The 14,393-nt window shown below is 55.5% G+C and carries 13 protein-coding genes; 6 read left to right on the plus strand and 7 right to left on the minus strand.

Annotated elements, in window-relative coordinates; genetic code table 11:
• Nucleotides 1–20: 20 nt before the first annotated feature.
• The 6 genes from ACOSDR_RS10420 to ACOSDR_RS10445 form a co-directional block, all read right to left on the minus strand.
• Nucleotides 21–1,274 (minus strand): nucleotide sugar dehydrogenase, encoded by a 1,254-nt coding sequence (locus ACOSDR_RS10420; protein WP_420731188.1) that lies wholly within the window; start codon nucleotides 1,272–1,274, stop codon nucleotides 21–23.
• A gap of 224 nt (nucleotides 1,275–1,498) precedes the next feature.
• Complete coding sequence (locus ACOSDR_RS10425; RefSeq protein WP_420723123.1) at nucleotides 1,499–2,521, minus strand: polyprenyl synthetase family protein; 1,023 nt, start codon at nucleotides 2,519–2,521, stop codon at nucleotides 1,499–1,501.
• Between the two features lie 129 nt (nucleotides 2,522–2,650).
• Nucleotides 2,651–3,052 (minus strand): VOC family protein, encoded by a 402-nt coding sequence (locus tag ACOSDR_RS10430; protein ID WP_420731189.1) that lies wholly within the window; start codon nucleotides 3,050–3,052, stop codon nucleotides 2,651–2,653.
• An 18-nt stretch (nucleotides 3,053–3,070) separates the two neighbouring features.
• Nucleotides 3,071–3,595, minus strand: coding sequence for a DUF3299 domain-containing protein (locus ACOSDR_RS10435; RefSeq protein WP_420722656.1), 525 nt, complete (start codon nucleotides 3,593–3,595; stop codon nucleotides 3,071–3,073).
• Nucleotides 3,595–4,938: an ABC transporter permease gene (locus ACOSDR_RS10440; protein ID WP_420722655.1), complete on the minus strand. Its 1,344-nt coding sequence runs from the start codon at nucleotides 4,936–4,938 to the stop codon at nucleotides 3,595–3,597. The genes ACOSDR_RS10435 and ACOSDR_RS10440 overlap by 1 nt, the downstream gene beginning before the upstream one ends.
• On the minus strand, nucleotides 4,935–5,588 hold the full coding sequence (locus ACOSDR_RS10445) for an ABC transporter ATP-binding protein (protein WP_420731190.1): 654 nt from the start codon (nucleotides 5,586–5,588) through the stop codon (nucleotides 4,935–4,937). Before ACOSDR_RS10445 ends, ACOSDR_RS10440 begins: the two co-directional genes overlap by 4 nt.
• Nucleotides 5,589–5,845: 257 nt before the next feature.
• Between ACOSDR_RS10445 and ACOSDR_RS10450 the strand changes: the two genes are divergently transcribed.
• The 6 genes from ACOSDR_RS10450 to ACOSDR_RS10475 all read left to right on the plus strand — a co-directional run bounded on the left by ACOSDR_RS10450 (nucleotide 5,846) and on the right by ACOSDR_RS10475 (nucleotide 13,343).
• The gene (locus ACOSDR_RS10450; protein WP_420722653.1) at nucleotides 5,846–6,604 is read left to right on the plus strand and encodes a class II aldolase and adducin N-terminal domain-containing protein; all 759 of its coding nucleotides are present in this window, start codon (nucleotides 5,846–5,848) and stop codon (nucleotides 6,602–6,604) included.
• A 40-nt stretch (nucleotides 6,605–6,644) separates the two neighbouring features.
• Entirely contained in the window at nucleotides 6,645–7,883 is a 1,239-nt protein-coding gene (locus tag ACOSDR_RS10455; protein ID WP_420731191.1) for an NAD(P)/FAD-dependent oxidoreductase, read from the plus strand.
• A 112-nt stretch (nucleotides 7,884–7,995) separates the two neighbouring features.
• Entirely contained in the window at nucleotides 7,996–9,156 is a 1,161-nt protein-coding gene (locus tag ACOSDR_RS10460) for an ATP phosphoribosyltransferase regulatory subunit (protein WP_420731192.1), read from the plus strand.
• Between the two features lie 32 nt (nucleotides 9,157–9,188).
• On the plus strand, nucleotides 9,189–10,481 hold the full coding sequence (locus ACOSDR_RS10465) for an adenylosuccinate synthase (protein ID WP_420722650.1): 1,293 nt from the start codon (nucleotides 9,189–9,191) through the stop codon (nucleotides 10,479–10,481).
• Nucleotides 10,482–10,615: 134 nt separating this feature from the next.
• A complete protein-coding gene (locus ACOSDR_RS10470) occupies nucleotides 10,616–12,643 on the plus strand; it encodes a hypothetical protein (RefSeq protein WP_420722649.1) in 2,028 nt (675 codons plus the stop codon).
• Nucleotides 12,644–12,698: 55 nt separating this feature from the next.
• Entirely contained in the window at nucleotides 12,699–13,343 is a 645-nt protein-coding gene (locus tag ACOSDR_RS10475; protein ID WP_420722648.1) for a hypothetical protein, read from the plus strand.
• An 88-nt stretch (nucleotides 13,344–13,431) separates the two neighbouring features.
• Here the strand turns inward: ACOSDR_RS10475 and rpoH are convergent, their stop codons facing one another.
• Nucleotides 13,432–14,319, minus strand: coding sequence for an RNA polymerase sigma factor RpoH (gene rpoH / locus ACOSDR_RS10480; protein ID WP_420722647.1), 888 nt, complete (start codon nucleotides 14,317–14,319; stop codon nucleotides 13,432–13,434).
• Nucleotides 14,320–14,393 lie beyond the last annotated feature (74 nt).

Genomic DNA, 14,393 nt, shown 5'->3' on the forward strand with positions numbered 1-14,393 from the left:
GAAGGTCTGAGGCGAAGGGCCTACAGCGTCCAATAGGTCATGCCATCGGGCACGCCCCGTTGACGCCAGATCGCCTTGATATCCGCGATCAGACCGTCTGGTTTAGCTAGCTTTCGCAAGGACAGCTGATCGAACGCGGAATGCGCAACGGCCCCGACAACGGCGTCATAGCCTGTGGCGGGTTCTGCAACCAAGTCGATATCATATTCATGTTTGGTTTCCGCTGCATCGGCCATCGGGTCGAAGACATCAACTGTGTGACCATGCACGGCCAAACGTGCGATCAGGTCTGCGACCTTGGAATTGCGGATATCGGGCACGTTTTCCTTGAACGCGATGCCCAGCACCAGAATTTTTGACGGGCCGGATAGTTGCGCGTCGATATTATCGGCGATCCGATGGGCCATGCCGTCATTAATGCTGCGCCCGGCCAGGATCACCTTGGGCTCAATATTCAACTGCTGTGCCGCATGGGCCAGATAATAGGGATCAACCCCAATGCAGTGCCCCCCGACCAAGCCCGGCGTGAAGGGCAGGAAATTCCATTTCGTCCCAGCCGCTTCCAGAACGTCATGGACGGAAATGCCCATTTTCTGGAAGATCGTCGCGATTTCATTGACGAAGGCGATGTTGATGTCGCGCTGGGCATTTTCGATCACCTTGGATGCTTCCGCCGTGCGAATATCACGGGCGACGAAGATGTTGTTCCCGTTCATCGTGCCATACAGGCGGGCCAGCAATTGGCTGGCATTATGGGTCTGACCGGCCACAACCTTGGTGATCAAATCGACGCGGTGCACTTTGTCGCCTGGATTGATCCGTTCCGGGGAATAGCCCAGGAAAAAATCCTGGCCCGATGTCAGGCCAGACTCTTCCTCCAGGATTGGACCACAGAAATCTTCCGTAACACCCGGATAGACGGTCGATTCATAAACCACGACCGTCCCCATTTTCAAATGACGCCCAACCATCCGGCTGGCAGATTCAACAGCCCGCAAATCCGGCTTATTGTCGGGCCCGACCGGGGTTGGGACGGTCACAATGTGGATATGCGCTTCTGACAGGAAGCTTTCGTCAGCTATGTATTCCAGTTTGGAATCGGCCAATTCACCGACGCTTAACTCTCCGGTTCGATCATGACCGGCGCGTAATTCTTCAACCCGCTGTCGATTAATATCAAACCCGATAACATCGAAATGCCGCGCCAGCGCGACCGCCAGCGGCAAGCCAACATAGCCAAGTCCAATGACCGATACAGTGGGATTCTCAAACATTATAGCTCGCGCCTTTTAGTGCCGTCATTCAATACGGCATATATCCGCTGAGCGACAGGGTGTGTCAAACAAAGTGCTGATATTGGTTTAACGTATCGGGGCCGATCAATCGCCGCATCGATCTCGGCGCCCAGACTTGGCTGTTTGGTATGCGGCCCAAGCCAAGCCCTGCAGGAATATTTTAATCAAAACATTCAATTTCACAAGAATAGATAATCCGCCGATCAATAGGCCCGATCAATGATAAAATCGACCAGATCGGTCATGGCTTCCTTGGTTGGTCCATTCTGAAAGATACCCAGGGCGTCGCGGGCGATGCTGCAATAATGACGGGCGCGATCCACTGAATCATCCAGCGTACCATGGGATGTCATCAGGCGCATGGCTTCTTCCAGATCGCCGTCTTTCTGGTCCATTTCGGCAATCGTTCGGTGCCAAAAGGCCCGCTCTTCTTCATTGCCCCGACGATAGGCCAGAATAACCGGCAAGGTCACTTTGCCTTCCCGGAAATCATCACCCACAGTCTTGCCCAGCTTTAGCTGATCTGCAGAATAATCCAGCACATCATCGATCAATTGAAAGGCGATGCCGATATTCATGCCATAGCTTTCCAGCGCCTCTTCCTCGGCCTGGGGGCGTTCGGCCACAACCGCGCCAATGCGCGTGGCTGCGGCGAATAATTTTGCAGTCTTCGATCGAATAACTTCCAGATAAGCCTCTTCCGTCGTTGTCGGCTCATTGGCCGTCATTAACTGCAGGACTTCCCCTTCCGCGATGACGGCAGAGGCATCGGACAATATGCGCAGAACCTGCAACGATCCATCAGCCGTCATCAATTGGAAGGATCGCGAAAACAGGAAATCCCCGACCAACACGCTGGCCTCATTTCCCCAGATTGCGTTGGCACTGGCCTGACCGCGGCGCAGGTCGCTTTCATCGACAACATCATCATGCAGCAGGGTCGCGGTATGGATAAATTCCACACAGGCGGCCAGCCCAATATGGCGCTGCCCCGTATAGCCACATAAATTCGCCGACGCCAGGGTCAGCACCGGGCGCAGGCGTTTACCGCCGGACGCGATGATATGACCTGCCAATTGCGGGATCAGCGCAACGGGGCTCTTCATATTATCCAGAATATGCTGGTTGACCTTTTTCAGGTCGCCCTCAACCAGCCCCAACAGGGCGTCAAGCGACGGACGCTCATCCTGCTTGGACGCTGATTTCTTATCAGTAAGCGGTAAAATGGTCGCCAAGACCGTATCTCCAACTTGAAAGCAATTGACGCGCGTTCCCTTTCGAGGCCACTGCTCAAAATAGCCGAGACCCCTATAGGGTCAAGGGGTGTGCGTCGGCAAGTCAATTTCTCGCTGGCTTCAGGCTCCGGCCTGATCTTCGGGCAAGTGACAAACGACCTGCAATTTGTTGCCATCCAAATCCCGGAAGTATGCGCCATAATAATTTTCATGATAGTGCGGGCGCAGGCTAGGGGCACCTTCATCCACAGCCCCCAGAGAGCGCGCCATTTCATAAGCCCTTCGCACCATCTGGCGGGTCTGTGCCGCAAAGGCGAAATGCGTGCCATTGCCTGCAGTAGCCTGCTTTTCATCAAAAGGGGGAAAGACCCAGAATTTAGGGTCATCTGGCCTGCCCCATCCGGCATAGCCGGATTGAATATCCCCGCGATAACGCGGAATTCCCAGGACACTAAAGACGGCATCATAAAATCGAATTGCGCGGGAAACGTCGTTAGTCCCAACCGTGACGTGACTGAACATAGACTCCCCTCCAACCGTCTAATTGACCTTTCTGGCATCCTTTAAGCGATAAAAGACGCTGTATTCCTTATCCTCAGGCACCAGTTCCAGGGTTCCGGTCAATTGAACCGGGTCATAGCTGAAGGCGACGGGGTGATCCTGGGCATGGACTTCCAGAACCAGGGCCGGCCCGACATGATACTGATAGGGGCAGCTCATCGGAAATGGCCCAAAGAGAAACAGGCGCTGATCTTCTGTCACATCCAGGGGAAACATATATCCCTTTATGGTGATTTCTTTCCCGTCCAGCGCCATCACATCGGGTTGAAATTCCGGCTTTTGATAAATCAAGTCATAGCCATCATCGGTTTTCGTCTGAATCTGCACCTCATTGGTGGATCCTAGTACCTTCCAGTCCAGCGCACCGGGGGGAACATCAACATAATCGCCAATGTAATCCAGGATCGTCTTAGTGCCATGCAGGCTCCCTTCTTCCTGCGACAAGGCAAACGCTGGCGGCGACGCACATAGAAACATCAGCACTGCCAGGATTTTTCGCATCATCACCCTTTCGCCAGCAGCCCCGCAATATCCGTCCGCGCGGCTGAAATTGCGGGGATCAGGGAGGCTATCACCCCGATCATGAGGCCCAGTATCAGCAACACACCGTCAAGGAAATGCACCTGCAGGAACGTCTCTGGAAGAACTATGCCTTGAAGGGTATCGATATTCAATGCGGCGATATAGCCGACACCATGCCCGACCCCCAATCCGATCACTGTCCCGACACCGCTTAACAACACAGCTTCCGCCACGACGGTCAGCAGCAGTTTTCCGGGACTTGCCCCCAGAACTCTGAGAACCGCCAGATCGTATCGCCGCACCGCCAGGCTGGAGGCGAGAGAGGCCAGAAGAATAAGGGCCGAAAGTGCTACAAACCCGACACCCAGTGCAAGAATCAAGGTTTTCCCGATCCCCAGGCTCTTGGTCAACCGCGCCATTTCCAAGGAAGGCACGGCCGCAAGCATATCCGTGGACTGATTGATCTCACGCGGAAGGTTCATCCGATCAATCGGGCTGCGAGTCTTGATCAGAACGGCGGTAACCTGATGGCCCAGTGCTTCCTCTGCGGCTTTATCGTCATGCGCATCATGGTCGTGTGCTTCATCATGGTCGTGTGCTGCGTCATGTTCGTGTGCTGCGTCATGGTCGTGCGCTTCATCATGATCATGTGTGTCATGCGCATCATGACTGTCGTGTCCCTCTGCCTGCGCCTCATCATGGTCGTCATCATGATGGTGTCCGGAATGCAATGCCTGAACACTGTCCACACTGGTGACAATCAACCTGTCCAACACTGTTCCCGTCGGTTTTAATACACCAGTCACGGTGTATAGATAGGAATCATGGATATCGTCACTGTCTGCCGCGAAGCCATGACGGGCAGCAAAACTTTCACCAATTTTCATGCCGGTCGCCGCGCCGACAACCGCCTCAAACGGATGGTCAAAAACCTGGCCGTCAGCGAATTCAGCCTGATAAAGCTTCAGATAATCGGGCGTGCTGCCCACCATGCGCCAACCTTGATAATTGTCCCCGAGGGCCAGGGGGATTGCCTGACGCACATGGCGGTTATTCTGTAAGGCCAGATAATCCGACATTTCGATATTCCCGGCTGGAACATCGGCATGATAAACCGACGACAGCACCAATTGCAGGGGGCTTCCCTTCACGCCCGCGACGATATCAATCCCTTCTGCATTGCGCAGAAAACCTGACGCGATGGTTTGAGACAGTAGAAACAACAGGATTAATAGGGCGCTGCCCAACGTTGCAGACAGAACGCACAAAGCCGATTGCAGCGGGCGGGCGCGAATGGCCGCCACGGCAAGTGAAACCGCATTCATGATACAGGCCCTCCCTTCGTCTTAAGTGTCACCACGGTGTCGAAGCGATCCAAAAGCCTGGCGTCATGAGTGGCGATCATCAGCGCAGCCCCGGTCTCCCTCGCTTGATCCTGTAGCAGCGTGACAACTGCATTCGTATTGGCGTCATCCAGGGCAGACGTCGGCTCATCCGCAATCAGCAGTTTCGGGCGCAGCAAAACAGCCCGGGCAATGGCGGCGCGTTGCTGTTCGCCCTGGCTCAGGGCTGTGGGCTTTCGATTCGCCTTATCGGCCAGACCCAGTTTCGCTAAGAGGTCCTCCAAACGTCCGGGTTCTACCCCGACCTTCGCCATGTCTGCTGCCAGCATGACATTCTGCGCCAGGGTGAGTGAGGGCAGCAGATGCAATGTCTGAAAGATGAATCCGAACGTTTTTCCCCGAATGCGGTCCCGGGCAACAGACGATTGGGCGTATAAATTCTGCTGTTCCAGCAGGACGTCACCTTCCGTAGGTGGCAGTAAACCGGCCAGTACGGACAGCAATGTCGTCTTCCCAGATCCCGATGGCCCCAACAGCAGAAGCTGTGCGCCAGGTGAAATGGACAGGTCCGGAAGGTAAAGCGGTCGCGACTCGCCTCGACGGACAACAATACTGTTTGATGCTAATATCACGGTCGGTATCCCAATCAATTGCTGCGAAATCATCCTATCCCCAGACTATAATGTTATATAGTTACACCAACAAGGTGGATTCTCACTAACCGGATGCGACATTTTCTTCAGGGGCAGGGCTGGCACTTCGGAAACTGAACAGCATGCCCATTCGTCAGGACCTTGCAGTATTGAATTTGATTGCGCAAAATGGGATGAACGATCACTCTTTTCGATGATATCTGAAATTCCGACCCTCAATGAGGAGGTTAAATTCCATGTCTGTCAGTGCATTCTCCGCCGCTAAAACCCAATCTCTGGCCTATCAGTCGGAACGGGAAGATTTGGCCTGCGCGTTTCGCTGGACCGCGCGGTTAAACATGCATGAGGCAGTGGCCAATCACTTCAGCCTGGTCGTGTCGGATGATGGCACGGACTTCCTGATCAATCCCTATGGCCGTCATTTCTCAAAAATGCGCGCCAGCGATCTGCTGCTGCTGAATACTGAGGTTGCACCGGAAAGCATGGGCGACGCTGTCGACCCGACCGCCTATTGCATCCATGGTGCCATGCACCGGAACAATCCCCAGGCGCGCTGTATCCTGCATGTCCATTCGAAATATTCGACCGCATTGTCGACCCTGAAAGATACCTCCATTCCGCCCATCGACCAGACCACGATGCGTTTCTATAACCGTGTTGCCGTCGACAACCACTATGACGGCATGGGCCTTGGGGATGAGGCAGAGCGTCTGTCCACTGTGCTAGGCGACAAGCGGGTCCTGCTGATGGGCCAACACGGCGTCATGACGGTTGGCAACACCGTTGCCGAAGCCTTTGATGAGCTGTTCTTCTTTGAACGCGCCTGTGAAACGCTGTTTCTGGCGCTGTCCAGCGGGCGAGAGCTTAACGTCGCCAGCCATGAAGTGGCAGAGAAAACCGCTGGTCAATGGGCCGCTTATCCAGGTGCCGCAGAAAAGCATTTCAATGCCCTGCGCGATATCCTGGACGAGGAAGAGCCCGTTTATCGCGATTGATCACTGGTCAAGCTTCGTTACCGTAGAAAAGTGAGAGTCTATGTCAGTTCAGTCTGTTGTTATCGTCGGTGCCGGGCAAAGTGGCGGCCGCGCCGCTGCCTTGTTACGTCAGGAAGGGTTTCAGGGGGACATCACCCTGATCGGTGCGGAAGCGCATCCCCCCTATGAACGCCCGCCACTGTCAAAGGCGGTTCTGAAGGGGGATAAGACGGCCGATCATTGCTTTTTGTACGAAGCTGACTTTTACCAACAACAGAACATCACCCTGATCACCGGTAAGACCGTTGAAGCAATCGATGCGGATGCCCATACGGTCACCCTGGACGATGGAACATCCCACAGCTTCGACGCGCTGATTTTCGCAACAGGTGGCGTGGTCAAACGCCTGCCCTTACCAGGCGCAGACCTGGCGGGCATTCATGTTGTCCGAACCCTGGATGACAGTGCTGAACTGGGCAAAGCCCTGACACCCGGCGCAAGAATCGTCGTTATTGGCGGTGGCTTTATTGGTCTGGAAACTGCTGCGACAGCGCGCCAGAAGGAATGCGATGTGACAGTTCTGGAAGGCGCGCCGCGCATTCTTGGCCGTTCCATTCCAGAAGTTGTCGCTGCGGCTGTTTCCCGCCTGCACGAAGAAAATGGCATCAAAATCGTCCTGAACGCGCGCATTCAGGCGTTTGAAGGCAGCGATCATGTCACCGGCATCCGATTCGAAGATGGCAGCGTTATGCCTGCGGATGCGGTCGTGATTGGCATTGGAATCGCCCCAGGCACAGACCTTGCCAAATCTGCCGGGGTTGAATGCGGTGATGGTATTATGGTGGATGAATTCGGCGCCACCAATATCCCCGGCATCTATGCGACTGGAGACTGTGCCTGTGGGAACAACCCGCGCTATGGCGCAGCGATTCGGCTGGAAAGCTGGCAGAATGCCGATATGCAGGCCCGCACGGTCGCCCGATCCATCTGTGGCAAGCCCGAAGCCTATGCACCTGTACCCTGGCTGTGGTCTGACCAGTTCGATTGGACCTTGCAAACCGCCGGGCTGCCCCATCGCGCTGAAAAGATTGTCACACGGGGACAGTATGAAGATGGGGCGCAGATCTTCTTCTGTCTGGAAGGCGATACGCTGATTGGCGTCGCAGGCTTTGGCAAAGGATCCGCCATCGCAAAAGATGTTCGCATGGCCCAGATGATGATGGAACGGGGTGTTAATCCAGACCCCGCCGCCCTGGCCGATGAAAGCATCCCACTGCGTAAAATCATGAAAGACGGCTGAGGGTAAGCCACGCCACAGGTTTGGAAATCCGCGGGTTCCGCTTGCCCAAGGGGGACAAACCCGCTACCACAGTGCCGGTTTCCAAAAATTCCCAATGGTACATGTTTGAACAATGACTGACGGCCCTTCCAAGACGCTGCTTCCCGATGGCCTGCGCGATGTTCTGCCCCCAGAGGCAACACGCGAGGCGACGGTTATGCGCGGTCTGATTGATCGCTTTCGGGCATCCGCCTATCGTCGGGTCGACCCGCCCTTGGTGGAATTTGAAGACAGCCTGCTGGATGGCGCTGGAACGGCCACGGCCCCCCATACATTCCGCCTGATGGACCCGGTATCCCAGCGCATGATGGGGGTGCGCGCCGATATGACGGTTCAAGTCGCACGCATCGCCACATCCCGCCTGATCAAGGCCCCCCGCCCGCTGCGCCTGTGTTATGCCGGGCCAGTGCTGCGCGTGCGCGGATCGCAATTGCGCCCGGAACGCCAGGTGACCCAGGCGGGTTGTGAAATATATGGGGCGGATCAGGCAGAGGCGGATGCCGAAATTATCGCCGTTGCCGCAGATGCCCTGCATGCAGTCGGTGCCAAAGATCTGTCTGCGGACCTGAGCCTGCCAACAATCGTGCCTGCGGTATTTGACGATCTGGGTCTGGATGCCAAAACCCGAAAGAACGCCCGGTTGGCGCTGGACCGCAAGGATGCCCATGATGTGGCCGCCCTGGGGGGAGAGGCCGCAACGCGGCTGGGGGCGCTGTTGGATGCATCCGGCCTGGCCCGGCGCGCTCTGGAGAAATTGAATTCAATCCCGCTGCCTCCCGCTGCTGAGGCGGAACGCGCCCGCCTGGCACGGGTTATGGACCTGTTGGAAGATGCAGTGCCGGAGCTGGCCCTAACAGTCGATCCCGTTGAACATCGCGGTTTTGAGTATCAGACAGGGTTGAGCTTCACCTTATTTGCCAAGGGCGTGCGGGGCGAATTAGGGCGTGGCGGTCGCTATAGCGCCGGGTCTGATGGCACAACGACCGAACCGGCCACGGGATTTTCCCTGTATCTTGATTCCGTACTGCGCGCGGTCCCCGCAGCCGCGCGACCGGTCACGGTCTATCTGCCCGCAAACACGAAACCCAAACAGGCGGCCGCCTTGCGACAGGCAGGCTGGTGCACATTGTCGGGGCTGATCACTGTGTCAGACATAAAGGCAGAAGCCCGACGACTGGATTGCACGCATTATTTTGATCCGGCACAGGGTGATGCTCCCTGTCCGCTCGACTAAACAACACCCGATCAGGCGCAAGGACAAACGCGATGACGAATGTAGTGGTTATCGGCTCTCAATGGGGCGACGAAGGCAAAGGCAAGATTGTTGATTGGCTGTCAGAACGCGCCGATGTGGTGGTGCGGTTTCAGGGTGGTCACAATGCCGGTCACACCCTGGTCATTGATGGCAAAGTCTACAAGTTAAGCCTGCTGCCGTCTGGCGTTGTGCGCAAAGGCAAGCTGTCAATCATCGGCAATGGCGTCGTGGTTGATCCCTGGGCCTTAATGGAAGAAATTGAGCGTATTCGCGCCCAAGGCGTTTCGGTCAGCCCCACAACACTATTGGTCGCGGAAAACGCCGCCCTGATCCTGCCGGTGCATCGTGAGTTGGACAAGGCACGGGAACTGGCGCGCGGCGAGGGTAAAATCGGCACGACCGGGCGCGGTATCGGCCCGGCCTATGAAGATAAGGTTGCCCGCCGGGCCATTCGTGTTTGTGACCTGGCAGATCCCGCCACCCTGCCGGATCGGGTGGACGTGCTGTTATCGCACCACAACGCCTTGCTGAAAGGCATGGGCGTCGCCCCCGTCGATCCCGCACAAGTGATTGCGGAACTGGAAGAAATTGCGCCCAAACTGCTGCCTTATGCGGGCGTGGTCTGGAAGAAGCTGGACGATATGCGCCGGAAAGGTCATCGCATCCTGTTCGAAGGCGCACAGGGCGTCATGCTGGATGTCGATCACGGCACTTACCCCTTTGTGACCTCCTCCAATACAGGTTCGGGCCAGGCCGCGACCGGCTCTGGCATGGGTCCGGGCGGATTGGGCTATATTCTGGGAATCACCAAGGCCTATACGACCCGCGTCGGGTCCGGCCCCTTCCCAACAGAACTAACCGATGCGATTGGCGAACGCCTGGGCGAACGCGGCCGGGAATTTGGCGTGGTGACCGGGCGCAAGCGCCGCTGTGGCTGGTTCGATGCCGTTCTGGTCCGCCAGGCGATGAAGGTAGGCGGCGTGAATGGCATCGCCCTGACCAAGCTGGATGTGCTGGATGGTCTGGAGTCCTTGAACGTCTGTACCGGCTATCGCATCGATGGGCGTGAATACGACCACCTGCCCGCCTCCACAGCCCTTCAGGCGCGCGCTGAACCAATCTATGAGACGCTGGAAGGCTGGGAAGAAAGCACCTATGGTGCGCGCAGCTGGGCTGATTTACCCGCCACTGCGATTAAATACATCCGACGCATTGAGGAACTGATCGAAACACCGGTCGCCCTTCTGTCCACCAGCCCGGAGCGGGATGACACAATCCGCGTGCGGGATCCCTTCGAAGGCTAGTCGGACCAACCGCGATAGGCTGTTTCAGACCATCGCAGGCAAAGGGAACCTTTGATTCGACACGAATCGTGATAGCTGCTGTTATAGTGTCTGATCGACACGCGGGCAGGCTTTTCGATGGGGATTAATATACGATGGCGCTGAAGGTAAGCGGTGGCGGTGCGTCTGAACCTGCCATGACAACCGGGCGCATCATCGACGTCAGAGAGCGCTATGACGTCGATTCTTCAAAACCTCTGCCTGCCCTCGACTCCCAGCCTGCCGTTGCCTATCACTGCCTTCATAAACGGGATTCCAAGCGCGCCCTTTATGCCCTGATCTGTGACCCCAAGCTGCCACCCCGCCTTGAAGCAGTCGGCATGATGCGGCGCATCGATCATCGCAGTCTTGTTCGATGCCTAGACTGGGATGTGATCGATTGGCCGCCAGAGGGTAGACGATGCCCTGTCGTCATCCTGGAACGCCCAGGCGGGGAGCGTGTTTTCACGAATTTGGAAACACCCCGCGCGCCTATGCAGGAAGAGCTTGTTACTCGAAATTTTATCGATCCTGCTACCCAGATCCTACGAGAAATGCATGGATTTGGCATGTATCATCGGATGCTGCGCCCGGACAATCTGTTTTTCCAAGGCCCTGAAAAGCAGGAAATGATGATCGGGGAGTGTTTCTCTTCACTGCCCGGCATTACCAATCCGACCCCCTACGAAACGCTGGAATGCTCGTTAGCGACAGCGGCGGGGCGAGGGGAAGGCAGTTCTGAAAACGACCTGTATGCCTTAGGTGTCACGATCCTGGCCCTGCTGACCGGACATAGCCCGCTGGTGGGATTTCCGGATGAGGAGATTTTGCGTCTGAAATTGACCATGGGGTCCTATGGGGCGCTGGTTCAGAACCATCGTGTCTCTTTAACCATGATGGAACCTTTGCGCGGGCTTCTGAATGACGATCCTGCGGAACGATGGACTTTAGACGAGCTTGGCCTGTGGTTGAATGGTCGGCGTTTGTCCCCGAAGCAACAGACCATGCCGTCAAAAGGATCACGTGGCCTGACGATCGCTGGGAAAGATTATTCAACGGCCCGTGAAGTAGCCAATGCCATGCACAAAAACTGGGATCAGGCCGCCATTCTGATCAATAGCGGTGCACTGGACACATGGCTGCGGCGATCCCTGGGGGAAGAGGATAGAATTGAAGCGGTCAATCTGGCGAAAAGCGGCGGAAATGAAAATCAGGACCGACTGATCGCCCGCATTCTGATTGCCCTGGATCCTGAAGGCCCGATCCGCCTGAAAGAACTTTCGGCAACGGTTGATGGTATCGGCACCTTCATCGCCTCTTTCTCCGAAGAATCGTCCGCGCGACAATTATTTAGCTCTGTGTTGTCGATGGGACTTGTTTCTTTCTGGATGGAACAGCAAAAAAAATTGCAACCGAACCATCTACGCAACACCAACCGTCTGGACAAAATCCGCGCAGTATTGAACCAGACAACATTGGGGTTTGGCATTGAACGGGTTATTTATGAGCTTAACTCGTCAATGCCCTGCCAATCCACCTTGTTCGAGCGGGATTACATACCCTCGGTGGACCATCTGCTGCCCGCTTTTGAAAGATTGTGCATGGGGGAGACCCCGCCAAAGCGCCTGATTGATCGCCATATCGCCGCCTTCCTGGGAACCGGTTTCAAACGCGCCATTGGGGGCGAGTTACGCGATATTGATCGCGGGGCCGATGAAGAAGAAGGTCGCTTGGCGCAAGTCAAGATCCTTGCAAGTCTGCAGGATACAATGCATCGGAATATCAAGTTTCCATATTTATGCGAGACTTCCGCGAAGATGCTAGAACCCGCAATCAACCGCTTCTTCAGTCGGGATCGGCGCAAAAAAGTGCGCGGGAAGCTGCGCAAAGCGGCGAAATCCGGGCGGATGCAGGAGCTTCTGGACGTCATTGACGATACCAAAGAAGTATCCGAGGACAAAACTGAGTTCGATCATGCGACCATGCAATACACCCGAACAACACATGATCTTATTGCGTTAATGCGCGACATTCATAACAAGGAATTACTGGCGGAAGAATATGGTGGTCAATTGGCCTCAGCGATATCCCTGTTATGCTGTGTTGCTGCAATTACTCTGACAGGGTTTTGGGCATTCTTATGAGGAGTCCGTGCGTCAACGAATCTCGATTGCAGTTTAGGGAGACCAGCAGGTAGCAATGGCACAGGCACCCAAGAAAAAAAATGCGGGCGCTCAAGACGACCCGGCAAAGGGCGCTGCTTCGGGAAAGCCAAAGCGGTCTGCAGGATTCTTCACGTTTGTGATGATCGGGTCGATCCTGATGACCGTCCTGTTCAAGGAAACTGTTCTGTTGCTGACCATTGGGATGATCCCAACTGGCGTCGCCTATCTGATTGATACTCATCCCAGACGCCATGCCACAAAAACGGTGGCCTGGGCCAATCTGGCTGGGGCATTGATCGTTGCCTTGGAATTATGGAAGGGCGAAATCAGTCTCTCGTCTGCGATTGATCTGCTTCAAAATCCGATGAACTGGTTAATCATGCTGGGGTCAGCAACAATCGGATGGATCATTCATTGGATCGTCCCGCTGATGGTCCTGCGTTATCTCAGCATGTCGATGGAGATGCGCCGTCGCACCATGCGCGAGAAACAGAAGGAAATGGAAAAAGAATGGGGTACCCAGGTGCGCGGCAAGGCCCCCTTGGAAGAGCTTGCGGAATTAGAGGCGGGGCCGATCATAGACGATGAGACCACTGAAACCGACGAGGAAGAAGCCATGGAGCGCGCACGTGAAGAGGCGATGGATGACGAGACCTACGCGGAATTCAAAAAACAATGAACCAAAATGAAACCGCCGTCGATCATTCAATCAACGGCGGCTCCTGAATTAAACCTGACATGCGCATCATTCTCAAGACACGACGGGATCACACCGTCTGGATGTTTTGATCTATGGCTTTGTTCCGCATTGAACGCTGTAACTTTTCAAAGGCCCGCACCTCAATCTGTCGCACCCGTTCACGGCTGATGCCATATTCCTGGCTCAGGTCTTCCAGTGTTTTCGGCTCATCGCTTAGACGGCGTTCCGACAGGATATGGCGTTCCCGATCATTCAGGCCACTCATTGCCTCTTTCAACATGCCACGACGTTGGGTCAGTTCTTCACTTTCGCCCAGAACCGTTTCCTGGCTGTCCGTGTCATCTTCCAGCCAGTCCTGCCATTCGCCTTCACTGTCAGCCCGCAATGGCGCGTTCAGCGAGTTATCACCGCCGGCCAGACGTCGGTTCATGGACACGACATCCTGTTCCGGCACGTCGAGTTCCTGCGCGATTTTGGCAACTGTGTCGGGATGCAAATCCCCTTCATCAAAGGCCTGCAAGCGACCTTTGATCTTGCGCAGGTTGAAGAACAGTTTCTTCTGGGCCGCCGTCGTCCCCATTTTCACCAGAGACCAGGAATGCAGGATATATTCCTGGATCGCAGCGCGAATCCACCACATCGCGTAGGTCGCCAGTCGGAAACCACGTTCAGGATCAAACCGTTTTACGGCCTGCATCATACCGACATTGCCTTCTGAGATCAGTTCTGCAACAGGCAGACCATAGCCGCGATACCCCATCGCAATTTTAGCAACCAGACGCAAATGACTGGTCACCAATTGATGCGCTGCATCACGGTCCCCATGCTCCCGCCAGCTTTTGGCCAGCATGTATTCCTGTTCCTGTTCAAGCATTGGGAACTTGCGGATTTCATCCAGATAACGCTGAAGATTACCCTCCGGCGTTAAAACGGGAATATTCGCTGTATTGCTCATGTCTATAATCTCCCCAATGTACGGGCCCACAGGCCAATCTACCGCAGTTTACAGATAGGAATGCGCGCCCCTTT

Origin of the sequence: Hwanghaeella sp. 1Z406 (assembly GCF_048892425.1) — a bacterium.
Taxonomy (GTDB): Bacteria; Pseudomonadota; Alphaproteobacteria; order UBA8366; family Aestuariispiraceae; genus Pacificispira.

What these genes read in the sequence shown, in the direction of transcription:
- ACOSDR_RS10465 (WP_420722650.1), top strand. Translation starts at nt 9,189, where the DNA reads ATGACGAATGTAGTGGTTATCGGCTCTCAATGGGGCGACGAAGGCAAA.
- ACOSDR_RS10475 (WP_420722648.1), top strand. Translation starts at nt 12,699, where the DNA reads ATGGCACAGGCACCCAAGAAAAAAAATGCGGGCGCTCAAGACGACCCG.
- ACOSDR_RS10435 (WP_420722656.1), bottom strand. Translation starts at nt 3,595, where the DNA reads ATGATGCGAAAAATCCTGGCAGTGCTGATGTTTCTATGTGCGTCGCCG.
- ACOSDR_RS10460 (WP_420731192.1), top strand. Translation starts at nt 7,996, where the DNA reads ATGACTGACGGCCCTTCCAAGACGCTGCTTCCCGATGGCCTGCGCGAT.
- ACOSDR_RS10440 (WP_420722655.1), bottom strand. Translation starts at nt 4,938, where the DNA reads ATGAATGCGGTTTCACTTGCCGTGGCGGCCATTCGCGCCCGCCCGCTG.
- ACOSDR_RS10455 (WP_420731191.1), top strand. Translation starts at nt 6,645, where the DNA reads ATGTCAGTTCAGTCTGTTGTTATCGTCGGTGCCGGGCAAAGTGGCGGC.
- rpoH (WP_420722647.1), bottom strand. Translation starts at nt 14,319, where the DNA reads ATGAGCAATACAGCGAATATTCCCGTTTTAACGCCGGAGGGTAATCTT.
- ACOSDR_RS10450 (WP_420722653.1), top strand. Translation starts at nt 5,846, where the DNA reads ATGTCTGTCAGTGCATTCTCCGCCGCTAAAACCCAATCTCTGGCCTAT.
- ACOSDR_RS10430 (WP_420731189.1), bottom strand. Translation starts at nt 3,052, where the DNA reads ATGTTCAGTCACGTCACGGTTGGGACTAACGACGTTTCCCGCGCAATT.
- ACOSDR_RS10420 (WP_420731188.1), bottom strand. Translation starts at nt 1,274, where the DNA reads ATGTTTGAGAATCCCACTGTATCGGTCATTGGACTTGGCTATGTTGGC.
- ACOSDR_RS10470 (WP_420722649.1), top strand. Translation starts at nt 10,616, where the DNA reads ATGGCGCTGAAGGTAAGCGGTGGCGGTGCGTCTGAACCTGCCATGACA.